General features: G+C 66.3%; 20 protein-coding genes. 11 read left to right on the forward strand and 9 right to left on the reverse strand.

The features are described 5' to 3' along the window. Positions 1-4: 4 nt before the first annotated feature. Entirely contained in the window at positions 5-208 is a 204-nt protein-coding gene (locus AAEP86_RS00920; protein WP_420366983.1) for a hypothetical protein, read from the reverse strand. A 254-nt stretch (positions 209-462) separates the two neighbouring features. Here AAEP86_RS00920 and AAEP86_RS00925 point away from each other — a divergent pair, with 254 nt between their 5' ends. The 3 genes from AAEP86_RS00925 (at position 463) to AAEP86_RS00935 (ending at position 2838) form a co-directional block, all read left to right on the forward strand. Then, a complete protein-coding gene (locus AAEP86_RS00925; protein ID WP_420366984.1) occupies positions 463-1635 on the forward strand; it encodes a hypothetical protein in 1173 nt (390 codons plus the stop codon). A gap of 101 nt (positions 1636-1736) precedes the next feature. Then, positions 1737-2105, forward strand: coding sequence for a DUF488 domain-containing protein (locus AAEP86_RS00930; RefSeq protein WP_420366985.1), 369 nt, complete (start codon positions 1737-1739; stop codon positions 2103-2105). 184 nt (positions 2106-2289) lie between these two features. Next, positions 2290-2838: a hypothetical protein gene (locus AAEP86_RS00935; RefSeq protein WP_420366986.1), complete on the forward strand. Its 549-nt coding sequence runs from the start codon at positions 2290-2292 to the stop codon at positions 2836-2838. 29 nt (positions 2839-2867) lie between these two features. Here the strand turns inward: AAEP86_RS00935 and AAEP86_RS00940 are convergent, their stop codons facing one another. Together AAEP86_RS00940 and AAEP86_RS00945 are read right to left on the reverse strand one after the other, a co-directional pair. Then, on the reverse strand, positions 2868-4694 hold the full coding sequence (locus AAEP86_RS00940; protein WP_420366987.1) for a glycoside hydrolase family 35 protein: 1827 nt from the start codon (positions 4692-4694) through the stop codon (positions 2868-2870). A gap of 157 nt (positions 4695-4851) precedes the next feature. Further along, positions 4852-6918 carry a hypothetical protein gene (locus tag AAEP86_RS00945; RefSeq protein ID WP_420366988.1) on the reverse strand — a complete coding sequence of 689 codons (2067 nt, stop codon included), beginning with the start codon at positions 6916-6918 and terminating at the stop codon, positions 4852-4854. Between the two features lie 254 nt (positions 6919-7172). Here AAEP86_RS00945 and AAEP86_RS00950 point away from each other — a divergent pair, with 254 nt between their 5' ends. From AAEP86_RS00950 to AAEP86_RS00965, 4 genes are all read left to right on the forward strand, one after another. Then, entirely contained in the window at positions 7173-8075 is a 903-nt protein-coding gene (locus AAEP86_RS00950) for a carbohydrate ABC transporter permease (RefSeq protein WP_420366989.1), read from the forward strand. A gap of 1 nt (position 8076) precedes the next feature. Further along, a complete protein-coding gene (locus AAEP86_RS00955; protein WP_420366990.1) occupies positions 8077-9024 on the forward strand; it encodes a carbohydrate ABC transporter permease in 948 nt (315 codons plus the stop codon). Between the two features lie 32 nt (positions 9025-9056). Continuing rightward, on the forward strand, positions 9057-10424 hold the full coding sequence (locus tag AAEP86_RS00960) for an ABC transporter substrate-binding protein (protein WP_420366991.1): 1368 nt from the start codon (positions 9057-9059) through the stop codon (positions 10422-10424). 120 nt (positions 10425-10544) lie between these two features. Continuing rightward, complete coding sequence (locus tag AAEP86_RS00965; RefSeq protein ID WP_420366992.1) at positions 10545-11381, forward strand: MurR/RpiR family transcriptional regulator; 837 nt, start codon at positions 10545-10547, stop codon at positions 11379-11381. 39 nt (positions 11382-11420) lie between these two features. On the opposite strand, the gene AAEP86_RS00970 is transcribed toward AAEP86_RS00965, so the two are convergent. Beyond that, positions 11421-13658, reverse strand: a complete 2238-nt coding sequence (locus tag AAEP86_RS00970; RefSeq protein WP_420366993.1) for an FAD-dependent oxidoreductase — start codon at positions 13656-13658, stop codon at positions 11421-11423. A 96-nt stretch (positions 13659-13754) separates the two neighbouring features. After that, a complete protein-coding gene (locus AAEP86_RS00975; RefSeq protein ID WP_420366994.1) occupies positions 13755-15737 on the reverse strand; it encodes a beta-galactosidase in 1983 nt (660 codons plus the stop codon). 130 nt (positions 15738-15867) lie between these two features. On the opposite strand from AAEP86_RS00975, the gene AAEP86_RS00980 reads away from it, so the two are divergent. Further along, complete coding sequence (locus tag AAEP86_RS00980; RefSeq protein WP_420366995.1) at positions 15868-17478, forward strand: hypothetical protein; 1611 nt, start codon at positions 15868-15870, stop codon at positions 17476-17478. Between the two features lie 105 nt (positions 17479-17583). Here the strand turns inward: AAEP86_RS00980 and AAEP86_RS00985 are convergent, their stop codons facing one another. Both AAEP86_RS00985 and AAEP86_RS00990 read right to left on the reverse strand, forming a co-directional pair. Further along, positions 17584-18297 carry an alpha/beta fold hydrolase gene (locus tag AAEP86_RS00985; protein WP_420366996.1) on the reverse strand — a complete coding sequence of 238 codons (714 nt, stop codon included), beginning with the start codon at positions 18295-18297 and terminating at the stop codon, positions 17584-17586. A gap of 22 nt (positions 18298-18319) precedes the next feature. Then, positions 18320-19837 carry a putative Ig domain-containing protein gene (locus tag AAEP86_RS00990; RefSeq protein WP_420366997.1) on the reverse strand — a complete coding sequence of 506 codons (1518 nt, stop codon included), beginning with the start codon at positions 19835-19837 and terminating at the stop codon, positions 18320-18322. Positions 19838-20269: 432 nt separating this feature from the next. Between AAEP86_RS00990 and AAEP86_RS00995 the strand changes: the two genes are divergently transcribed. Beyond that, positions 20270-20476 (forward strand): hypothetical protein, encoded by a 207-nt coding sequence (locus tag AAEP86_RS00995; RefSeq protein ID WP_420366998.1) that lies wholly within the window; start codon positions 20270-20272, stop codon positions 20474-20476. An 89-nt stretch (positions 20477-20565) separates the two neighbouring features. After that, a complete protein-coding gene (locus AAEP86_RS01000) occupies positions 20566-21072 on the forward strand; it encodes a GNAT family N-acetyltransferase (RefSeq protein WP_420366999.1) in 507 nt (168 codons plus the stop codon). Between the two features lie 180 nt (positions 21073-21252). Here AAEP86_RS01000 and AAEP86_RS01005 read toward each other — a convergent pair whose 3' ends face one another. Beyond that, positions 21253-21594, reverse strand: coding sequence for a histone-like nucleoid-structuring protein Lsr2 (locus AAEP86_RS01005; protein ID WP_420367000.1), 342 nt, complete (start codon positions 21592-21594; stop codon positions 21253-21255). A gap of 105 nt (positions 21595-21699) precedes the next feature. On the opposite strand from AAEP86_RS01005, the gene AAEP86_RS01010 reads away from it, so the two are divergent. After that, on the forward strand, positions 21700-22800 hold the full coding sequence (locus AAEP86_RS01010; protein WP_420367001.1) for a PDDEXK nuclease domain-containing protein: 1101 nt from the start codon (positions 21700-21702) through the stop codon (positions 22798-22800). Between the two features lie 10 nt (positions 22801-22810). Here AAEP86_RS01010 and AAEP86_RS01015 read toward each other — a convergent pair whose 3' ends face one another. Further along, positions 22811-23731 (reverse strand): NAD(P)-dependent oxidoreductase, encoded by a 921-nt coding sequence (locus AAEP86_RS01015; protein ID WP_420367002.1) that lies wholly within the window; start codon positions 23729-23731, stop codon positions 22811-22813. Positions 23732-24204 lie beyond the last annotated feature (473 nt).

Below are 24204 nucleotides of genomic sequence, written 5' to 3' on the forward strand. Positions count from 1 at the left end.
CTCGTCAGCGAACGAGGATCACGGCGACAGCGAACACGATGGTGGACACGGCGGCGACCCATGTCGCTGCGACGGCCAATCGGTGTTGTCTGCGCGTCTGCCGGACCTCGCTGAAATCGAAGGCAGTCCGCTCGCGCACTGCTGCAACAGGCGCAGCAGCGACTTGTGTCTCGTACGTGAACGAGTTGATGGGCGTTGCAGTGATCATCGGTCCTCCTTGGACTCCGGATTGGTGGCCGCTCACCCAACTGTCGACGATGTGCCGGCACCCTGCGCTGTACAGAACGACCAGTACACCTGCACGGGGCCCTAGCCCCAATACACAGGGGCCTGCCGTTCAAAACACTGGTCGGTTCTCGCAGTCGCTCCGTCCGGTGCTTCTCAGATGCTTGATCCATCGGCGGCCAACCGGCCGCGAACAAGCAAGTGCGACCCGTGACGGTCGCTCAACGGAGGCTTCCCTTGAAGAAAACACTCGCCGGTGGCATCACGGTCGTCGCAGCAGCCGCGGTCCTGCCACTCGCTCTCGCAGCGTGCTCGACGCTCCCTTCCGACGTCGCCGCTGGCGCGCCTGATGTCGACAAGGCGACCCAGATGACGTCCAGCATCACGAACAACACCCAGGAGGACCTCACCCTGGTGAGCGCTTCCCACGCAGGGGGCGTCACGCACTGGCAGGACCAGGCTCCCAAGACGCTCGCTGCCGGTGCCACCGCGAAGGTCACCGACTACGGCTCGGGCGACAACTCCATGACGATCGTCTACCAGGACGCGACCGGCTCGAAGTTCACTTTCAAGGCCAGCGACCCGCTCATCGGCAACAACAGCTCCTCGGCAACCACGACGAGCACGTCGTACACGACCACGGCCAGCAACAGCTCCGGCCACGACGACTGGACCACCTTCACCATCACGGCGGGACACACGTTCGACTTCACGGGCGCAGCGCAGACCTACACCGTGCCGGCCGGTGTGACGGAACTCAACGTCGACCTCACGGGCGGTGCTGGTGGGGTGGCCACTTCCGTCGACAACAATGGGTACAACAACGGCGCTGAGATCAAGGGAACGCTCGCCGTGACGCCCGGCGAGGTGCTCACCGTGGGCGTGGGCGGCTCTGCAAATGACGGCTGGCGAGGCGGCTGGGGCCTCGACTACAACGGTTCGTCCTTCTCCGGTGGCGATGCACTGAACTTCCCTTGGAATCATGCATTCGGCGGCGGCGGTGCCTCAGTCATCACGGCCGACGGGCAGATCGTCGCGGTCGCCGGCGGCTCCGGCGGCATCGGCTATATCAGCGACGTGAGCTACACCAGCTCGGCGGGCCTCGCGGGCCTCAACGGTTCGCTCACCGGGAGCAACGGGGGTCCGGGCAGCTCTGGCGGCAAGGCCGGTGCCCTTGACGACACGCAGGGCGGCACCCCGACAGACGGTTCGGACAGCGGCGTCAATCCGGGAGCTGGCGGTGGCGGCTACAAGGGCGGCGCGACCGGTGTGGACGGTACGTACGGCGGCGGTGGTGCCGGTTCGTCGTACGACGCGGGTCTGACCAACCCGACGGTTCAGAACTCGCCCGAGTGGGGTGGAAACCAGCAGCAGCACGCAGGGCGCCTGATCCTCACCGCAGCCAACTGAACAGCAGAAGCCCCGACGCCCCATCACAGGACGCGTCGGGGCTTCCTGCTGCCCACTCCGTCGTGGTTTCCTGAGCACCGTGCTTGTCGGAGAGGCCCTGGATGAACAGTTCTGTACCGAGGGTTCGAGTGCGCCGGGTTTACGAGGACCCTCTTCCCGATGATGGTCTCCGTGTGCTGGTGGATCGCCTGTGGCCGCGCGGGCTCACCAAAGAACGCGCGGCTCTGGACGAATGGTGCAAAGCGGTCGCTCCGTCCGCAGCGCTCCGTACCTGGTACGGCCATGATCCAGAGCGATTCGAAGAGTTCTCCTGCCGCTACTCGGCCGAGCTGCGCACTCCCGACCGGGTCCAGGCGCTGACGCACCTTCGCTTCTTGGCGACGACGTCACCCCTGACGCTCCTCACGGCGACGAAGCAGCCCGACCTGAGCGAGGCCGCAATCCTTCTCCGGCTCCTGCGGAGCCCGTGAGACCAGCATCACGAGTCGAGTATCGGTCGATGGAGTCGGGCTGCACTGCCTGGTACCGAGACGTGCTGGTCGAAACGTGCAGTCGCTCGTACTGGTGAGGATGGACAGCAGAGGTCGGGCGATGTCGTCGCAGGCTGAATGTGCGACCCAACCGGGCGCACCGTCAGCGAGCACAGGAATGACAATGCCCTTCACCATTCGTCCCCTCACCCGTCCGGCTCTGGCCGGCATCGCCATCGCCGCATTGGTCTCCCTCACCGCTTGTTCAGCGCCGCAGTTGGACGCAAACCTGACGGCTGCGTCGAGCTCCGCGTCTCCCTCCTCTGCTGCACAGTTCAGCGAGGGCGAGGTCAACATCCAGATGACCATCGAGAACAACACCAAGTCGCCGCTCACCTTGTCCTGGTCCGGGCTCTCCGGCGACGGCGCCCACTGGGACAGTCGACCGCAGGCCACACTAGGCGCGGGCGCGTCCGAGGTGCTCACTGGCTACACGCACTTCCACCTCACAGACCTGGCCATGCAGGTCAATTACGAGACCGCCAGCGGCGACCTCGCCCAGTTCCACGTGACGGCGAACGGCAACCAGAACGTGAACAGCACGACCGGGACAGGTGTGACGCTCGACAATGGCGGGACTGCGACCGATCTCACCATCGACGCGACGGTGAACCAGCCCACTGGCTTCTACGACTACGCCGTCGCGTCGATGGTTCTGCAGCCGGTCTCCTAGCGTCGCGCACGAGGCGAGCCCGTGCGGCCCTACCCTTCGGTGTGGCCGAGGTCCGGCTGCATGCGCAGGCACACGGTGCGGGACGCGGCGGCGTGCAGTTCGAACACGACGATCTCGTTCCGCCCGGTGCGGAGGACCGGTCCGGGGACGGCCAGGGTCGTCTGCGGCCCGCGCGACCAGTACCGGCCGAGGCAGAACCCGTTCACCCACGCCACGCCCTTCCGGAACCCGTCGAGGGCGAGGAAGCGGTCCCCTGCCTCGGCGAGGTCGAACGACCCGGTGGCGAAGACGGGCCCGGCCAGCACGTCGCCGTCGGTGGGCAGGGCGTCGGCGAGGATCGTCAGCGCGGCCTCGGGCATCGGATCGAGGGCGAGCGGCGACGCCGTCCACCGTTCGAGCGGGACACCGTCGACGGACGCCCCGCCGATGAGCCCCTTCGGTTCGCCGATCCGGGGGCCGTAGTCGACGCGGCCCTGGTCCTCGACGAGGAGCTCGAGCGTGCCGACGACGGGCGGGAGTGCGATGGCGCGGTCGTGGTGCTCGCGCTCGAGCACGCCGACGACCAAACCGTCGGCGGTGACGATCGCGCGGTCCCGGACCTCCTCGCCGACGGTGAGCACGCCGCCGGACGGTAGGTCCACCTCGGTCCGATACAGCACGAAGCCGGAGGCGGCGCCGAGCGCGTCGAAGGTCGGCGGAGCGTCGTGGGTGGACCACTCGGTGAGCGCCGGCAACAGGGACCGGAGCGACGCGGCGCGGTCGAGACGGACGGCGACGTCCGTGGCGGGGGTGGGCCGCGCCTCCAGGCTGTCAGACTTTCCCACCGGGAGAAGCCGCCCCGACCCACCCGGCTGCATCGACGCGGGCAGCGGCGGGACGGGCGCGTAGCGCTCGATCACCGACCGGAACGCGTGGAACTTCGGTGTCGGCCGCCCGGCCTCGTCGAGCGGCGCGTCGTAGTCGTACGACGTCGCGATCGGCCGGTACACGCCCTTGTCGTTCGCCCCGTTCGTGAAGCCGAAGTTCGTGCCGCCGTGGAACATGTAGATGTTCACCGAGCCGCCCGCGGCCAACAGGTCGTCCAGGTCCGACGCCGAAGCGTCGGCCGGCGTGGTGTGGTGGTGCTCGCCCCAGCTGTCGAACCAGCCGTCCCAGAACTCGGAGCACATGAGCGGGCCGGTGGGCTGCGCCTGCCGCAGCCGCGCGAGCCGTTCGGTCGAGCGGGAGCCGAACGACCCGGTCTTGTGCAGCGTCGGCAGCGAACCGTCCTCGAGCATGCTGCCCATCGGCTGGTCGACGCTCGTGAACGGGACGGTCAGCCCGATCGAGCGGTGCATCTGTTCGAGCTTCGACAGGTACACGGGGTCCGAGCCGTACGCGCCGTACTCGTTCTCGACCTGCACGAGCACGATCGGGCCGCCGTTGTCGATCTGCCTCGGGACGAGGACGGGCGCGAGGTGCTCCAAGTACCCCTGCACGGCGGCGAGGAACCCGGGCTCGTCCCGCCGGACCCCCACGGTCCCGTCGGCGAAGAGCCAGTACGGCAGGCCACCGTTGGTCCACTCGGCGCAGATGTAGGGGCCCGGGCGGACGATGGCGTGCATGCCTTCGGCGGCGACGAGGTCGAGGAAGCGGCCGAGGTTGAGACCGTCCTCGAGACTGAACGAAGACGGCGACGGCGCGTGCGCGTTCCAGGCGACGTACGTCTCGATGGTGTTGAGCCCCATGAGCTTCGCCTTGCGGATCCGGTCGGCCCAGAGGTCGGGGTGCACGCGGAAGTAGTGGATCGCGCCGGACAGGATCCGGTGCGGCTCGCCGTCGAGCAGGAAGTCGGTGTCGCCGATGGCGAAGCGCATGAGGTGCCTTTTCGTAAATGTTTCTCGATGAGCGAGAGGTGAAGCGGTCTCGCATGACCGAAATTATCAGCCCCTGGGCTCCGGTTGTGAGCAGCTTCCGCAGGTCGCGTGTCCTCTTGGCGACGGCTTCACCGCATCGTTCGCGGCAGGCGGCCTACTACCCCTCGAGGAGTCCTGCTGGGAGTCCAGCGACTCCGCTTGCGTCCGGCCAGACGACCGCGGCTGTGCCCCCTGCTGGAATCAGTCCAACGATCGCGTTGCTCGTGAACGTCACCTTGTCCGAAAGCGTGACGAACACGACCGTGTTGATCGGGTACCCCCTCGACCCGCCGGAGTCTCCTGGAGCCGCGCTGAGGACATCGACGAATGTGTTGCCGGAGACGACGACGTCGCTGCCGCCCTTGATCATCAGGTTGACTCCGCGGATCGTTTCGAAGGTGTTGTCGGCCACCGTCAGATCGGGGTAGCTGAAGACGCCGTAGGGATTCCACCCGTCGATCGACAGGGCACCGACCTGGTCCGAGTCGTACTGCTCGGGTGCTCGTGCGAACGGGTCTCGGAACGTGTTTCCCCGGATGTCGACGTGGCCTCCGGTGTACCCGTGACTTCGGCCGGATGTCTCCGGAGCAAGGACGACCGGCACACGGAGATCGTTGTCGAGGATCGACCCGTGGCTCGTCTTGATCAGGACGCGGCCCGGTCCGCTGAAGTGGTTGTTCCTGAACGTGAAGCCGCTGCCGCGGCGCTCGAGGTCGGTGACTTCCGCTCCGACTGTCCAGCTCGTCGGCACGGGCCGGTCCAACGCGAAGGACCACCCCGCAGCGGAGGCGCTCGCGCGCGTCACGATCGCGGATGGGCCGTCCAGCCACCTCGCGAGCCGGTCACCGACCTGCACCAGCGCGGGGCTTCGGTTCCCGGACCCGGCGCTCGTCAGCGTCACCGCACTGCCGCTCGCAGCCCCGATCATCATGCTGCCGATACCGACGATGCTGCTGACGTCGTCTCCGGAGTTCTCGATCGTGCAGTTCGTGATCGTCGGACCGTGCTGCACGCTTTGGAACTGGGTCGCGTCGAGATTTGTCGACTGTACGGGAGGATCGGATGCGCCGGACGGGGCCGGAGCGGGAACGATCCGAACGTCGTCGAGAACGGTGCCGCCGTACCCGGCAGCATTCATGATCCCCATCCCCGGCGCGGCGTTCAACGTGATGTCGCGAAGCGTGTCGCGCGCGCCGTCGACCGAGATTGCAGGGGCTTGGGTGTCGGTCCATTGATAGACGACCATGTCGCCGACCGACGCGCCGGGCAGAGCATCGGAACGGACCGTTCGGGCGGTACCGGGAGCCCACGATGGGTGGCTGTCGGGCGTCCACAACTTGTACCGTCGCGTATCGGCGTCGTAGAGCCGCGTCCGTGCTCCGAACCGGGATGGGTAGCCGTTTGCGAGTTGGACATTCATCGTCTCGCCGTCTGATGCGAGAGCGGTGACACGCCCTTGGGTGTACGGCAGGGGATCGTAGGTCACTCGCAATCCGAGCAGGGTCAGATCGTTCGACGATGCCGTGATCGCTGGCGAGGCCGTCGTCATCGTGAGGGTCGCCCCGCGAGCGTCCACCGTGACCCCGTCGAGTCCCGACAGGTCCAGCGTGCTCGAGCGGCGATAGTTGCCTGGCTCGATGGTGGCGACCGACGATCCCGCCCGATCGGCTCGGTCGATCTGAACGTCGATCGGGACCTGTGCCGGCGCACCGAGCTTGATCGCGTCCGCATCGACGTACCCGTCCGCATCATTGGAGAGTTCGACGAAGCCGCTCGTCCCCGCGTCGAAGCGGCGGTTGCCGAGGAGGACCCACTTCCCCTGCGTGGCGATTCGCTCATCGACCCCGTACGTGGTGTTCCCCTCTGCACTGTGCACCGTGAAGGGCGCGTTCGAGGCCCGGTCAGCGTTCCCATCGGGGGAGCGGTAGTAGACGCCGTACGTTCCGCCCACCGTCACATCGAGGTCCCAACGTGCAGTTGCCGGACCGCTCGAGCGGGCCGGCGCTGACCAGGCGTAGTCATTGCCGGAGTAGCCCGGAAGTGCCGTGGAGATTGCCCAATCGCCCGAGGTCACCACGGCGCCGTCATCAACGACCAGCTCAATGCTCGCAGCCCGCGCCGCCGAGTTGACGCCGATCGGACCGATCGTTGCGACCACAGCGGCCACGGAGACGGCGAGCAGCAACGATGCAGCGCCGCGACGAGTGGAAACCTTCCGAGCGCGACCAGCCGCCGGTCCAAATTTTGCCCCCATAAGGCAACCCCTCTAGCTTTAAGGATCGATCCTCTCGGACCGCTTCTCCCCGCATGTCGGCGTCCGGGAGGTGGGACCACGGATCCTCTGACAGCCCCGATCCGTAAATCTTGACCACCTCAGTCGCTATATGCTCGCTCTAGTGCTACTTTTTGTACACCCCCGTTGGACGAAGGAGTTCCGGTATGACGACGTCACCCGCAGTGGCCGTCCCACGCCTACGTAGGCGACGACGGTCCTGGATTGGCTGGGCCTTCGTAGCGCCGTTCATGCTGGCATTCGTGCTCGTCCTGGTAGCGCCGCTTGCCTACACAGTGTTCTTGAGCCTGTTCCAGCACCGCCTGATCGGCGGGAACAGCTTCGCCGGACTCGCGAACTACGCCGAGCAGCTGACCGATCCGGACTTCTGGGACGCCCTGGCCCGCGTCAGCTTGTACCTGATTGTCTTCGTGCCAGTCATGCTCAGCGTTTCGCTCCTCGCCGCTCTGGCCATCGACAGCGGCCGGCTCGCGTTGCCGCGTCTGTTCCGACTCGGCATCTTCCTGCCGTACGCAGTCCCGGGCGTCGTCGCCGCTCTGCTCTGGGGGTACATGTACGGCACCCACTTCGGTCTCGTCGCGAACCTGCAGGACCTATTCGGTCGCACACTGCCGAACCCGTTGTCATCAAACCTGGTTCTCGCGTCGATCGGCAACATCATGGTGTGGCTCACGATGGGCTACAACATGCTGGTCTTCTACTCGGCACTGCGTGTGGTGCCGACGGAGCTGTACGAGGCTGCCGACCTGGACGGTGCTGGTGGCTGGCGGATCATCCAGGCCATCAAGCTCCCTGCCATTCGTCCGGCCCTCGGCGTCACCGTCGTCTTCTCCACGATCGGTGCGTTCCAGCTCTTCAACGAGCCGAACATCCTCAAGACCTTGGCGCCGAACGTCATCAGCAGCCACTTCACCCCGAACATGTACGCCTACAACCTCTCGTTCGCCGGCCAGCAGTACAACGCTGCCGCTGCCGTGGCGATCCTCATGGGGCTCATCACGATGATCGTGGCCTACATCATCCAGCGCGTCGCAGGCCGGAGGTCCTGACATGACCATCAGCTCGCTCGACCGGGAATTTTCGGCAACCGACAACCCAAGTACCGAGGTGATCGTCCGGCCGGCGGCGCGACGACGCCGAAAGGGCGCTCCGAACCGCGCGCGACCGTCGTGGGTCCTCACCGCGGCGATGGCTCTGCTGCTGATCTACAGCCTGCTGCCGCTGTTCTGGCTCCTGGTGAACTCGACGAAGACGCAGGACGCGCTGTTCTCAAGCTTCGGACTGTGGACAGCTGGGCCGTTTGCGCTCTGGGACAACATCCACACCGTGTTCTCCTACGAGCACGGCATCTTCGCCCGGTGGCTGCTGAACACGCTGCTGTACGTCGTGGTCGGTGCAGGAGCTTCCACCTTCCTCGCAACGTTCGCCGGCTACGGACTCGCCAAGTTCGACTTCCCCGGCAAGCGAGGCGTCCTTGCCTCAGTGATCGCCGCTGTGGCCGTTCCTGGGTCAGCGCTCGCGGTTCCGACGTTCCTGATGTTCAGCCAGCTCGGCCTCACCAACACACCCTGGGCGGTGTTCATCCCGTCCCTCGTCACCCCGTTCGGGATGTTCCTGATGTGGAGCTACGCGCAGGAAGCAATTCCGAACGAGCTGCTCGAAGCGGCACGGGTCGACGGTTCGAACGAGTTCCGGACGTTCTTCTCCATCTCCTCACGATTGCTCGCCCCCGGCGTCATCTCGGTCCTGCTGCTCGAGATCGTGGGCACCTGGAACAACTACTTCCTCCCGCTCATCATGCTCAGCGACCCGAAGTGGTACCCGCTCACCGTCGGCCTGAACCAGTGGAGCGAGCAGGCGAACACGGCCGGTGGCGAAGCAGTCTTCAACCTCGTCATCACGGGATCGCTGCTGACGATCATCCCGATCATCGCGGTGTTCCTCTTCCTCCAGCGCTACTGGCAGTCCGGCCTGGCCGCCGGAAGCGTCAAGCAGTGACTCGACAACCTCCAACCCGAGAAAGGCCTCCCATGGAATCTCAGCAACGCTGGCGGAACGGCGTGCGCAAACTCGCTGCGCTCACCACCGTCGGACTCGCCCTCGCCGCCGGGCTCACCGGTTGCGCGTCGAACAACTCGGACGGGTCAGGGTCGACCCAGTCCGTCAGTTCCTCGCAGATCGACGCCGCCCTGCAGAAGAAGACGACGATCACGATCTGGACGTGGGCAACAACGCTCGACGGCGTCGTCAAGGCGTTCGAGGCCAAGCACCCGAACATCACGGTCAACGTGGTGAACGTCGGCACCGGTGCCGCGCACTACACGAAGCTCGAGAACGCGATCAAGGCAGGGAAGGGCGCTCCCGACCTGGCCACCATCGAGTACAGCGTGCTCCCACAGTTCGGCCTCGAGAAGTCCCTCGTCGACCTGAACCAGTTCGGCTACGGCGACTTGAAGGACAAGTACACGCCCTCCGTGTGGTCGAGCACCAACGTTGGCGGAGCCCTGTACGAACTGCCGCACAACGCCGGACCGATGGCGCTGTTCTACAACAAGACCGTCTTCGACAAGTTCGGGATCTCCGTTCCGAAGACCTGGGACGAGTACGCCGCGGACGCCAAGAAAATCCACGAAGCTGACCCCACCGTGTCCATGGCTTCCGACGCCGGTGACCCCGGCTTCGTGACCAGCATGCTCTGGCAGGCGGGCGCCAAGCCCTTCTCCACATCCGGCACGTCGGACGTGTCCATCGACCTGAACAACGCTGCGACGAAGAAGTTCACCAGCTTCTACCAGCCCCTGATCACCGACAAGGTGCTCTCGCAGGCGTCCGGGTTCAGCAACGAGTGGTACCAGGGCCTCGCCAACGGGAAGATCGCGACGCTCACTACCGGTGCATGGATGGCCGGAAGCCTGAAGTCAGGTGTTCCGAGTGGTAGCGGCCAGTGGCGTGTTGCGCCGATGCCCACCTACGGCAGCGGTCAGGCAGCCAGCGCGATGAACGGCGGCGGAGGGTACGCGATGCTCAAGCAGACCTCGAAGCAGCACCAGATGGTCTCCGCTGCGTTCCTGAAGTTCATGGACGCCGGTCCTGGTGTGAAGCTCTCCATCGCTGCCGGCCAGTTCCCGACCACGATCGCCGACCTGAAGTCGGAGGAGTTCCTCAACACCCCGAACAGCTACTTCGGCGGCCAGCAGATCAACAAGGTCTTTGCGCAGTCGGCAGCCGACGCGGTCCCGGGTTGGCAGTACCTGCCGTACCAGTCTTACGCCAACACCGTCTTCTCCGACACGGCGGGACAGGCCTACCTCGGTAAGACGACCCTCGCGAAGGGCCTCGACGAGTGGGGTGCGAAGCTCGACTCGTACGGCAAGGATCAGGGCTTCAACGTGAAGTAAAGCCCCGGTCAGAACCGACGTCGTCGCCCGGCCGGTACATGCGATCAGCGTGTGTCGGCCGGGCGACGACGTTACTGTTATTCCCGGACCGGGTGAAGCCCGGCCGACGAGAGGAATCCGATGATCCGTGCGGAGGAACCAAGCCCGCTCCAGCTGATCCGAGATGCCCTGCCCACGTTGGCCGGCGGCCGCCGCCGAGTCGCCGAGTTCATCCTCGCAAATCCGGAGGACGCCGGCCGGAGCTCCATCACGCGGATCGCTGCGGAAGCACATACGCAGCCGGTGACGGTGAGCCGCTTGTCGACGGGTCTCGGGTATCCGGGGTTCCCGGCGTTCCGGGCGGCCATCGCCAGCGAGCACGGACGCGAGCGTCAAGCGGGATGGGAAACCGACATCGGGCCGGCCCTGGCTCAGGACGACGCCCCGGAACGGGTGTTGACCGTCATGGCCGGAGACGGCTTCCGGGCTCTGCGGAATGCCACGGCGGAGGTGGACATCACCGTCCTCACCGCCGCTGCGGAGAGCATCGCGCACGCAAAGCAGGTCGAGATCTTCGCGGAATGGGGCGACCGACCTCCAGCCGACGAATTGGCGATGCGTCTGCGGCGGATCGGTGTGCCGGTATGGAACCACGAAGGCGCGTACGCAGCACGCGTCGGGGCGAACCTCCTCGGAGATGACGGCGTCGCCATGGTGTTCTCACGGTCCGGCGAGAGCGACATCGCTGCCGGTTTCCTGCAGGAAGCCGCAGCCCGAGGCGCCACGAGAGTGATCATCACCGGGACGCGCGCCCCCGCCCTCGCGGTACATGCCGACCACGTGCTCTTCACCGGGACCGAAGGTGGAGAAACGTGGATGGACTACTTTGCGGGCCGCACCAGCGACCACTTCGTGGGCGCCGTGCTCTGGGTCCTCGTCGCACAGCGTCTCGGGATCTCGTTCGTCCTACCCAGCTGAACGGAGCCCGCGGACAACCGCTCCGCGGGCTCCACCCAGTCAGGCGTAGGCCCGAACCGAGACCAGCGAAGCCCAGGCTGACCCGTTGGTCCGCTCCACCACGACGCGCATCGCAGAACCCGCGACCGGCCCGTCCAACTCGTGAACGCGCAGCCGCTGACGGTTGTCGGCAATGTCGGCGACGATCTGCCAACCGGCGGCGGTGTTGACCTCGACACGGTAATCGCGGGCCAACTCGGGGATGACCGGGAACGGCGTGCGGTGATGGTGGAGATTGACCAGGTCCTCGTCGACGTCCGCGTTGAACACGAGTTCGATGCGGCGGATCGCAACCTGTTCGGGCCACGTGAGCATCAGATGTTCAGGGGAACCTTCCCGCATGCGGTCCGAGCTCCACATCTGCGGACCCGCGAATGGGCGCAGCAACCCCTGGACGACGTTGCTCGGACGGTAGGCCCCCGTCGAACCCGACACCGTCATGACTGGGCTGTGACGCCGGAGCTCCGCAGCCGACCAGGCGTTGGATTGCGGTCGACCGCTGGCGGTGGCCGGCGTCCTGCTGAGCAGCAGCAGGACGCCGTACGGACCCGGCTCCGGCGCGACGACGATCGACAGGCCGGGCGCGCGTCGAAGCAGCACGACAACGTCCTCGGGACTGTCCGGGAGGTGGTCGAAGGACGCTTCCGCCCAGGACCGTCCAGCTGCGATCGCCACCGAGCGGCGCTGCAGCGGAAGGACCGGAATGTGGTTCTCGCCACCGTCGGTGCTCCACAGCTCAATGTCGACCGTCTGCTCGCTCTCCGACTCGAGGCGGATCCGCACTGCCCCAACGGCGGGATCGGCCGGAAGGTGGATACCAATGTCGTGCTCGTCCGCCGGGTAGACCAGCGCCTGCTCCGGTTCGTCGACGGCGATGGTCTCGAGCGTGGACGACGCGCTGACGGACGCGGTCCGCGCGAGATCGTCGGGGTCGTCGAGCTCGACGCCGAGCAGACTCGCGTCGTGGCGCAGGAGCGTTCGCTGCAGCTCGGTGAGGTGCGACTGGCCGATCTGCCGAGGGGTCACTCCGTAGCGCGCCGCGAGCGCTGCCCCGACGCCCGCTGCCTCACCGGTCACGGCACACGTGGCCATCACCCTGGTCGTGCCGAAAGCGACATGCGACGCCGAGATATCCCGCCCGGCGAGGAGCAGGTTGCGGACGTTCTGAGAGTAAAGCGATCGGAAGGGGATGTGGTAGACGCCGGAGGTGAAGAGGTGCTTCGAGCCGGCATCCGAGGAGTACATGCCGCCAGGCGGGTGCAGATCGATGGACCAACCGCCGAACCCGATCGTGTCCTCGAACCGCGTCTGATTCATGATGTCGTGCTGCGTGAGCACATGGTCACCAACGAACCGCCGGTACTCGCGCTTGCCCGGCAGCGACCCCACCCACTCGAGTGTGAGGTTCTCAGCATCGAACTCGCCCGAGTTCTTAATGTGGTCCCAGATGCCGTAGACCACTGACCACAGCTCGTCGCGGATCGCTTCGTTGTCCGCGACCGCGTCGAGTTCACCGCCCCACTCAATCCACCAGTAGTCGCACCCGTTAGCGCGCGCGTCCACACGGCGGTGGGCGAGAATGCTCGTGGAAGCGATGTCCTTCGTGATCGACGGCGGAACGAACCGCACCGGCTCGCCCACGTCCTTCGTGTAGAAAAACAGTGTGCTGCCGAGCATGTCCCCGTCGGGGATCTCCGGTGCCCATGGCTCGTCGTACGTGCTCCGCGCCTCGCGCCCGGAGGCGAACCGGGCTCCCGCGAGTGCCCCGACGAGGCCGTCCCCGCTTGCGTCGACGAACACCGGCGCGGAGAACGTGACGCGCAGCTCCGTCCCCTGCTGCCAGCCGGTCACGGTGTCGACGCGACGATCGTCTTCGGGTCCGCTGGCGGTCACCTCGGTCACGTCCGTATTGAGAAACAGTGTGATGTTCGGCTCCGCGCGGACGGCATCGAGGACGACCTGGTCCCAGAAGTACGGGTTGCCTTCCGGGTTCCGGTACTGGTTCTCGAGGAAGAGCTCTCCCATCACCCCGGTTTCCCGCGCGTACTTCTGTGCTCCGTGCGCAGTCGCACCGCACACCCACACCCGGATCTCGCTGCTCGAGTTGCCCCCGAGCACCGGTCGGTTGTTGATGAGGGCGACCCGGGACCCGGCTCGTGCTGCGGCGATGGCCGCCGCCACCCCCGCCAAGCCGCCGCCGACCACGACGACGTCGGATGTGTGTAGCTGTTCGTGCATCAGTGCTCCTTTGAACTCCGAACAGCCTACGACAAAGATTTACACCGCAGGCGTTGTAGCATCCGACCGGTGACAGGGATTTTCCTCACGGGCGGCTCAGTCCGGGGTGTTCGATTGGGCCGCGAGGATGGCGACTCCGTGCGCTTCCAGGACGATCTCGTCGACGGCTGTATCTGCGAGGACGTCGTAGCCCGAGCGGGCCACTCGGACGGTGTCTGGTCTGTGGCTGATGAGGAAGGTCAGGGTGCCCCGCCGGACTTCCTCCACGCCCGAGGGCAACGCTGGGTCAGTGTGGATGACCGGGTTGGGAGCTGTGTTGAGGATGAGGTTCAGTACGGCCCGGGCTGCCGCCTCGGTCGCATCGGCGGCGAGGTACCAGGCGCTCCCTGTCCGGTTCCTCTTCCGAGTGAGCGCGGGACCTCCATCTGCCAGGCCACCGCGGAAGGTGGCGAGGACTTCAGCGCCTTCCGCGTGCACGACTTCCGCCCAGTGCCGGGTCGAGAACGTCACCCCGCCTTCGACGGACACGGACTCAGTGGGGTCGTGCGGAGCGTATTCCTCTACTCGAACGCCAAGGGTCGCTGCGAGTGAGCCGAGCGGGCCGCCGCGGTGGAATGCGGCGTCAGCATCCGTGACGCCGGTCAAGGCCGTCACGAGGAGGGTGCCGCCGCGTTCCACGAAGCTGTCGAAGCGAGCCAAGGTGGATTCGTCGGCGACGAACAGCATCGGTGCGACGACCAGGTCGTACGCCGAAAGGTCGCTATCGACGTGGACGAAGTCTGTCGTGACGCCGAGGTTCAGCAGTGCGTGATGCCAGGATCGGACCGCATCGATGTAGTCCAACCTCGCCGGCGTTGACGGCTGCTCGGCGCTCCACCAGGAATCCCAGTCGATGACGATCGCGACGCCACTTGACTCGGTCTTTGTGCCCAACACTGACGGCTCGAGTTCCCGCAGCTCCCGACCGAGCTCCACAACTTCCCGCCATATCCGTGAATCGGTGCCGGCCGCCGGGACCATGGCGGAGTGGAACTTCTCGCCGCCTCGCTGTGACTGCCGCCATTGGAAGAACATGATGCCGTCAGCGCCACGCGCCACAGCCTGGTACGACAGGGCTCGCATCTGCCCCGGGCGCTTCGGGGCATTGAGTGGTCGCCAGTTCACCGCGCTCGTGGACTGCTCCATCAGCACCCACGGTCGACCTCCTCCCAACGAACGCATCAGATCGCGTTGCATCGCGGCGTCCATCCAGGAGTCCTCGACTGCTGGATCCGGGTAGGAGTCATCGCTAATGAAGTCCACCTCCCGGCTCCAAGCCCAGTAGTCCGCTGGGCGGAAGAACCCCATGAAGTTCGTGGTCACCGGCACGCCCGGGGACAGCTCGCGAAGGACGTCGGCTTCGGCGCGATACGCACTCAGGAGCGCGTCCGAGCTGAACCGCTCGTAGTCGAGCAGGTGCGCAGGATTGTGGAACGTCGGCGCCGCGCGCGGCGGAAGGACTTCTTCAAAGGACCGGTAGCGCTGCGACCAGAACGTCGTCCCCCAGCGCGCGTTGAGGACCTCGATCGAGCCGTACTTGCCCTCGAGCCACTGGCGGAAAACGGCAGCCGACTCATCCCCGTAGTCGCGGGGATTGTCGTTGCCGAACTCGTTGCCGACATGCCATGCCACGACGCCGGGATGTTGGCCGTACCGCTCGGCAAGGCGTCGTACGAGTCGGGTCGCGTACCGCCGGTAGGTTGCCGAGCTCGGGTTAACGTGCTGTCGGCTTCCAGGCGAAAGGACGTGCCCCCACTCGTCGACCAGGAGCGTGTCCGGGTGCTGCAGCGAGAGCCAATTCGGCGGAGTTGCGGTCGACGTGGCCAGGTCGACACCGATACCGGCCTCGTAGAGACGGTCGATGATGCGGTCGAGCCATTCGAACTCGAACTCACCGTCGGATGGCTCCAGAAGGGACCAAGCGAACACGGCGACGGTGGCGACGGTCACGTTGGCTTCGAGCATGAGCCGCACATCCTCTTCATGCGTCTCTGCTGGCCATTGCTCTGCGTTGTAGTCGGCTCCGTACCAGAACGGCATGACGGTCCCTTCGCGTGTCCGGACCGGGCAGCCGATCCGCCGGATTCCGTAAGTTATTTACAGTATCGGACTCACTGGGGCTCCAGGAGTGTATGTTTCGGTCACCATCGATCTAGACAAGGGAGTCTCGATGTCACAACGCACGTTCTGGACGGCGCTCGCGCTCGTCGCTGGCATGACCGTAGCTGGCGCTACTGGCGCCCCGCCTGCCGCGCATGCCACCGGGGCCGACCACATCGCGAACGACACACAGTGGATCGACGCCGCTGGCGACCCGATCCTCGCGCAAGGCGGCAACGTTCAGAAAGTAGGGGCGACCTGGTACTGGGTTGGCAGTGCTCTCGTAGCTGGCCAGCCGAAGTCCATCAACCTCTACAGCTCCACCGATCTGACGAACTGGACGTTCGTGAAGTCCCTTGTCACGCAGTGGAGTGGCACCGGTACGAGCCCGGTCCCTGGTGACACCGCGGCCAACGATCCCGCAGGCGACCAATTTGTCTCGGGCCAGTGGCTCGGGCGTCCACAGCTGATCCACAACACTGCCCATCACCAGTGGGTCCTGTGGGCGGAGGTCGGCAGCCACACCGGCGCGAAAGGGAACGCGCAAGCCGTTTTCACCACGGCCGATGACGACATCGCTGGCACCTACACGCTGCGCAGCCAACCGAACGATCCAGCGCTCGGCAACCAGGACTACCTCGTCCAAGACCAGGCCGGCAACCTCGTCACGAGCGGCGACCGATCGGTATTCGTCGACGGCGACAACGCGTACTTGGTCTACGTCGGAGACAGCACGACACAGCGGAACCAGAGCGTGAACATCGCGCCGTTGGATGACACGTGGACCAAGGTGGGAGCACCTATCTGGACGCTCCCCTTTGGCGGTCAGGAAGCGCCGGGATTGGTCAAGGTGGGAACGACCTACTACCTCTTCGCATCGGGCCAGAAGGGATGGGACCCGACCCAGACGGTCTTCAAGACCTCCTCAACCACCCTCAAGGGCTTCCCGACCGCCGCCGGAACATGGACCCCGGTCACCGAGGCGCCGAGCTCCGGTACTCAGAACTCCTTTGCGACCCAGTTCGAGCAGATCATCCCGGTGACCGACTCCAACGGCGTGGTTCAGTCGTACCTGTACAACGGTGACCGATACTCCGAGTTCGCGGACCAGGCGCAGGTACCGGGCTCGCTGAGCGGCGTCGGACGGAACGCGTTCTACCCGATCACCTTCGACGGCGGGACCCCCAAGCTGTTCGGTGCCACTGATGTGTCTGTGAACGCGTCATCGGGCACGCTCAACTGGAACCGAGTCGTCAACGGTCGGTTCGACATGACCGGAGCGATCAACGGAAAGGTGCCGTACTGGACTTCCAGCGGCACAAGCGGTGCGACAACGATCGCGAAGCGAACCGGGAGCAACGCACAGGAACTCGTGCAAACCGGGACCGCCTTCACGTCGTGGAACTCCCAGACGATCTCGCTCCCGAACGGCAGCTACCGGGCACAGGTCTGGTACCGCCTCGCCGGCACCCCACAGAACGCATACCTCGGGATCAAGGCGAACGATGTCACCAATCCCTCGGCAGAGATCCGAACCGCATTCACCACCGGAGGAAGCACCTTCACCACGACCACGGTCGACTTCTCGGTGACGTCCGGCAAGGTCACGATCGGTTCGTGGATTGACGCAACCGGCTCGGCGACCCTCGAGACCGACGCGTACTCGATCTGGAGCCGCTGAATCGCCTGACGGCCGTACCGGGCCCACGGTTCATCACACCGCATAACGGAGTGAGCCGTGGGCTCGACCGGCCCGCCCAGGGATCGGCTAGTGGGGATCGGTGGATCATCGTGAGCTGCCCGGCTGCTGCACGGGGGCGCGCACCGCACGGGTGATGATCGCAGCCATCACCTCCGGGCGAAGGAACGGCCCCATGTGCCCAGCCTCCGGCAACTGCAGGAACCGTCCACGTGTCGTCGCAGCGAGGCGTCTCATCTCTGATGGGGTGGACACCCCATCGTGCTCAGCGGCGACCGCCAGGATGGGCATGCTCAGGTCCTCCAGGTCCCTGAGGCGGTCGAATCGGGCGATCGACTCCAGGGCATCTGCCCAGGTCGTGAGATCGACGGTGTGGAGTTGCTGTCTGAGACGGGTGGCGAACGAACCGCTCCTCGGCAGCTCTGCCGGCGAGAGCCACCGGGCCAGGACCGCGGAGGGATCTGGCCGCAGGCCGGCTCGCAACGAGGCTGCGGCGACGCTGAACGGCGGGTACGGGGTGGCGCGGCTGCAGATGCAGGTGAGACTCGCCACGAGCTCCGGATGGTCGAGTGCCAGGTCGAGCGCGACCTGCCCGCCGAACGAGTGGCCGACCACGTGCACCGGTGCTGGTCCGAGGGTCGCCGCGATCCTCCGGGCGTGTGCGCGAGAGTCGCCGGCGTGCGCGAGCGATGGCGCTGCGACGTCCAGGTGGCCCTCCGCCAACCGAGTGCCGATCTCGTCCCAGACCACCGGTGAGAGCGGAGTGCCGTGGAGGAGCAGGACCTTCTGAGAGCTGGACATGGTGTGGCCCAGGCTGCTGCGGCTACCGACCGGTGCGCGGATCAGCGGGATGCACGGCGATGGTGAACCGCTGGGTGGTGGATCCAACGAGGTTCCGCGCGGTAATCGTGAACGAGTGGGTCCCGGCTCGTCTCGGCATTCCCGAGATCGACCCGGTCGAGGTGTCGAGACGCAGCCCGGCGGGGAGCGCTCCGGCGGTGACGGCGAAGGTGGCCGTCGTCGGCCCGGCCGGAGCGACCGTCGAGGAGTACTGCTGCCCGACCGTCGCTCGTGCAAGGCCGCTCGTTCCGAAGGCCGGCGGGGTGCCGTTGACCTGCGCGGCGATCGTGCTCGTACCGTAGCTGAGAGCCCCAACGTGGTACGCCTCGCTGAGCGGGACGAGGGTCGGCTTGAGCACGTCGTCGGTGCCACCGTCACCGAGCAGGCTTCCGCCACCCGCACCCCACGCATACACCGTCCCGTCCGTCGCGGTGGCGTACGCCGCGAAGGCACCCGCGGTGACGCCGGTGAAGGTGACGTTCGTCGGCGCATCGACCTCGACCGGACTCAGCTGAGGGGCCGAGGGGTTGGTGGTCCCGTTCCCGAGCTCCCCGTCGGTGTTGTTGCCCCATGCGTAGATCGACCCGTCGGCGGTGAGGCCGAGGGAGTACACGGTTCCGACCTCGAGTCGTACGAATGCCTTCCCCGTCGTGTTGTCGATCGGCTGCGGAGTCGACGTGTACTGCAGACTCGGGTCCGACAGCAGGAGCTGACCGTTGAGGTTGTCACCCCAGACGTAATGCGTGCCGTCGGTCGAGGTGGCAGTTGCTGCGTTCCCGCCGGTGGAGATTGAGGTGAACTCGACCCCGTGCGGGGCGGTGACCGGGGTGGGCGTGGGGTCAGCATCGCCGGAGTCGGATCCGTTGCCGAGTTCGCCGACTTCGTTGGAGCCCCAGGAGTAGATGACACCGGTGGAGGTCAGTGCGAAGCCGCCGTGTACCGCGGCGGCGATGTCGGTCACCGTGAGCCCTGCTGGGAGCTTCACCTGTCGCGGAGTCGGATTGCTCATCGTGCCCAGTGTGCCGTCGCCGAGTTCGCCAGCTCCGTTGTCACCCCAAGCCCAGACGTGTCCGGCAGCGTCGAGTGCGAACATCGCCGTGTCTCCGATGGCGATCTGCTTCATGGTGACGCCGGATGGGAGGGCGACTCGAACCGGGCTCGTCGTCTTCGGCTTTCGCACGCTTCCGGTGCCGAGTGCACCCGTGCCGTTGAGACCCCACGTCCAAACCGTGCCGTCCGTGGCGATCGCCGCCCCGTTATCGGCTCCCGTGACGATTGAGGCCGGGGTGCGGCCGCCGGGCAGCGTGAACGACTGCGGAGTCGTGATCTGTGAGGCCGTGCTGCCGACACCAGCCGCTCCCCACACGTTATCCCCCCAGACAGTCCACGCGCTGGTCTGAGGCGTTCCACCGGAAACAGCGGATGCTGCACCCGCCGAACCAAAGATTCCACCGACCGCGATCACGGCGGTGGCCGCGATCGCCCAACTCAACTTGATCATGAGTGTCCTCGTCTTCCTGAGTGCCAGCCCGTCTGGTCGGCGACTGACCCGAGTCTGGTTCCAGCGCGCGCGAGTCCCGCTGTGCGGAACGTCCAGGACTTCTCGCTCACGCGGGGCGCCGGGAACGCTCGCACTGGTGAGAAGTGCCAGGGATCGCCCTCCCCGCGGCGCGATGCCACGGCGACATCTCAGGCGGACGACGTCGGGCAGCGGCGAGCAGGCCCATGGCAGCGGGTCCACGGCAGCATTCCGTCGACGTCGAACACGGGAGCGTCTCGCAGCCGGTGCGTGCACTGCTCGACTGTGCGGAACGACCAGGTGTCCAGCGTGACCGGGTGCCGTTGGACTGGACGGACCGCCCAGTCGTGCGGAGCAGTGCCGACCGTAGAACTGAACCCAGCACGAACGTCGTGCAGATGAGGAGGGAACACCATGACCGGCCACACGCTCGGAGCGGCCTCGCCGATCCCGACCGCCACACTCCTGACACCGTTCGCTGACCCCCGGAGCACGAACGGACGATCTCCGCTCGACGAAGACCGGGAAGCTCGCCGGGAGCGCACGCTGGCCGTCGTCGCCACGGTCGTCGCCGGAGTGTCCACCGTCATGTTCGCGGTCGCCGCGATCCTGTTCCGGTGAGCGCGGCCCCGACCGCCGCACCGCAGCGCATGCGGTCCTTCCCGAACCGCTCGACCTGGCACGGCAACCAGCTGCTCACCGTCCGGGAGATGCAACTCGAGAACGCTGCGCTCCGCATCGACTACTTCCTCGGCGCCGATCCCGGAGATCTCATCTTCATGGGCGTCGATCCCCGCCTTCTCCCGTCCCGGGAGGATTGGCTCCAGCAGTACGTTGACGACTTCGCGCGGAAGCGCGACGACCGCCGGCTGTTTGGGATGGTGCTCCAGCTCGATGGACAGACCGTCGGATTCTCTAACGTCGGGTTGCTCGACGACGAAGCATCAGCGCTGGTGCACTTCCACCTGACGGTTCCGGAGCTCCGCGGGCGGGGTCTCGGCGCCCGGTTCCTCCGCATGGTCACGAACGCGTACTTCGCAGGCTTCGACTTCGATCACCTCTACTTCGAGCCGAACGCCTTCAACACCGCGTCGAACCGCATGGCGCAGAGCGCCGGTTACCGCTTCCTCCGCACACACCGCACGACCCCGGGGGCAATCCACCTTGTTGATCAGCCCATGACCCGATGGGTCATCCGCCGAGCCGACCTCCTATGAACACACCACTTGCGAAAACCGCGTCCAACTGAGGGGCACGCGAACATTGTTCTCCAGTCAAAGAGTTCGCGCGCCCCTTAGCCAACAGGTCGAGAGTTGACATAACCCCGCCATATTGGCGGCAACGAGAAGAGCCGGCCACCCCGAAGGGTGGCCGGCTCGTCTGCATGGGGGGTGGCGTCAGTGCGCGGCGTCGTACGCGTCGCGGACGGCCTGGCTGATGCGGCCGCGGGAGGAGACCTCGTGGCCGTTCGCGTTCGCCCACTCGCGAATCTTCGCGAGCTCCTCCGAGTTGCCTCGCTTCGGGCTGCCGGCGCTGGCGCGGCCAGAGCGGCCGCTGACCTTTCGGGCTGCTGCGACGTAGTCGGAGAACGCTTCGCGGAGCGCGTCGGCGTTGTCGTCGGTGAGGTCGATTTCGTAGTGGGCGCCGTCGAAACCGAAGGTGACGGTGCGGCCCTTACCGTCATCAATGGTGTCGCCGGTCAGGTCGTCGACGAGGTGCGTGGTGACTTTCTGCGCCATGGAGGTCGCCTTTCGCTCGGGGTCGCATCCAGCCTGGCATAGCTGATCCCGGAGAACGCTTTGTTCGTCGTTCGTACTGCAGCATGTCGGGCAGACTGGGTGGTGATGTCTGATTCGTTGCCGGCCGCGTCCGGGTATGCCGTTGCGCTTGCAGAGCTGAAGCAGCAAGTGCGCGCTGCTCGGTTCACCGCTCAGCGCCGCGTGAACACGGAACTGATTCGTCTCTACTGGGGGATCGGCGCGACCATCCTGCAGCGCCAAGGCGACGAGGGGTGGGGCAGCAACGTCATCGGTCGGCTCGCGACGGATCTGCGCGGGGAGTTTCCGGAGATGAAGGGCTTCTCGCGAGCGAACCTGTTCTACATGCGCCGGTTCGCGGGGGAGTGGGCGGCGGATGCGGTCGTCCAACAGCCTGTTGGACAACTGCCCTGGGGGCACATCACCGTCCTCCTCGACCGACTCGACGACCACGAGCTCCGCAACTGGTACGCCGAACAGGCAGCGGCGCACGGCTGGTCCCGGAACGTGCTCGAGCACCAAATTCGAACCACCGCACACTCGCGGCTGGAAGCGGCGCCGTCGAACTTCCCGGCGACGCTACCGCCGGGGGAGTCGGACCTGGCGCAGCAGCTGACCAAGGACCCGTACGTGCTGGACTTCCTCGCCCTCGACGGGGACGCGAAGGAACGCCACCTCGAGCAGGCACTCGTCGACCGGATCATCGACACCCTCCGCGAACTCGGCGAGGGCTTCGCGTTCGTGGGCCGGCAAGTGCACTTCGACGTCGACGGCGACGACTTCTACGTCGACCTGCTGTTCTTCCACGTCGAACAGCTCCGCTACGTCGTCATCGAACTGAAGACCGGGAAGTTCAAGCCCGAGTACCTCGGCCAGCTTGGCTTCTACGTCGCCCTCGTCGACGACAAGCTCCGCCGACCCCAACACGCCGACACCGTCGGCCTGCTGCTGGTCGCAGACAAGAACGACGCCGTCGTCCGATACTCACTCGCCGGCCAGCAGAACCCGATCGGCGTCGCCAGCTACGACTTGCTCCCTCCGGCAGTGCGGGCCGCACTGCCGTCAGAAGCCGAACTCGCCCAAGCGCTGCACCCACCGGCGGATCAGCTGAACGGCAGCGCCGAAGCCGCCAACACTGAGTCGATCGACCCGCTGAGCGACGACGAGTCGTCAGGGCCATCTCAATAGCGTCTACGGATCACGCGGTGCGGAGCGTTTGGTGGTTCTGGATCTCGAGCAGTCGGACGCCGAGGAGTTCGCCGAGGCTGGGTCCGAACCGGGCGAGCGCGGCGTCGTACTGGTGGAGCGACGCGTCGAGAACTGGCGTGTAGGCCTCGTCGGCGATCGCCCGGACGGTCCGCAGCTCCGTGACAAGGCCGTCGATGCCGAAGGTGTCGAGGTCGTCGCCACCGAGGAACCGGGGTAGGTGCTCGTCGGAGAAGGTGCTCGCACCGGCAGTTCCGCGGAGGAGCTCCTGCATCTGCTCCGGAGGGATGCCGGCGTGCTGGGCGACGAGGAGCGCCTCGCTGGTCGCGAGGGCAGATGCGCACCAGAGCGCGTTCACGAGCAGCTTCACCGTCTGCGCGTCCGCGGGGTCCTCGCTCACCATCCGAACACCATCGTCGCCGGCGATCGTGGTCAGGACCGTCCGGACCCGTTCGGACGCGTTCGTCGGACCCGCGACGAACAGCCGGAGTGTGCCGTGCTCGGCATCTTCGGGGGACCCACCCATGGGAGCGGCCACCAGGGCGATGCCGTGGCGGTCCGCCCGGCTCCTGGATCGTCGTGTCGTGTCCGGGTCGCCGGACGTGAGGTCGACCCAGGTGGTCCCGGGGCGGGCAGCGGCGAGGACCGGGTCGGTCATCGCGGACTCCGTCGCGGCAGCGTCTGGCAGGACCGTCAGGACTACGTCCGCCTCGCTCACCAGGGCGGCGAGGTCGGGCTGCCATCTGCAGCCCGCTGCTTCCGCGTCGGCTGCACGGCGGATGTCCCGGTCGTGCACCGACACGGACCACCCGGCGACGGCGAGGCGGCGCATGAGCGCGCTGCCCATGCGTCCGACACCTACGATCCCGACCCGGTTCGGAGCGTGGTCGGCCGGTGCTGCTGCAGCCATCATGTGACGAGCTTGCCAGAGGGGTGGCTGCCGGTTGCGTATCCGCTCCCGGACCGTGATACCGACGTTTGATGCTGCGTTCGAGAAGGAAGTGGTGTCGATGCTTCATGCCGGTGGGAGTGACGACGTCGTAGTGCACGGTGAAGGGCTGTCACCAATCGCCGTAGTAGTCGCCCCACTAAGACAGGACGCTGCTGGGGACGACACCTCGTGCGGCCGCGACTGCTTGCTCGGCAAGGGCAATGAGGCGTTCCTGATCGGTGCCCATGCTGAGACCTCGAGCGCTAACCCGGTGAGCGGAAGCGCGAATGGCTGCCCTGTGCCGACTGACTGCAAGCGAGTGGCACGGTACCGACTAGCGCTGGGTTGGCTCATGCCGGAGTGTTGCATGCGCCGAAGCCGATACGGCCCACGGTGAGGTCTCCGCCGATAGTGATGGACGAGGTGGTGAATCTCGGCGATCGGCGATCGCGATG

The organism is Curtobacterium sp. L1-20 (assembly GCF_048755855.1).
Classification (GTDB): domain Bacteria; phylum Actinomycetota; class Actinomycetes; order Actinomycetales; family Microbacteriaceae; genus Curtobacterium.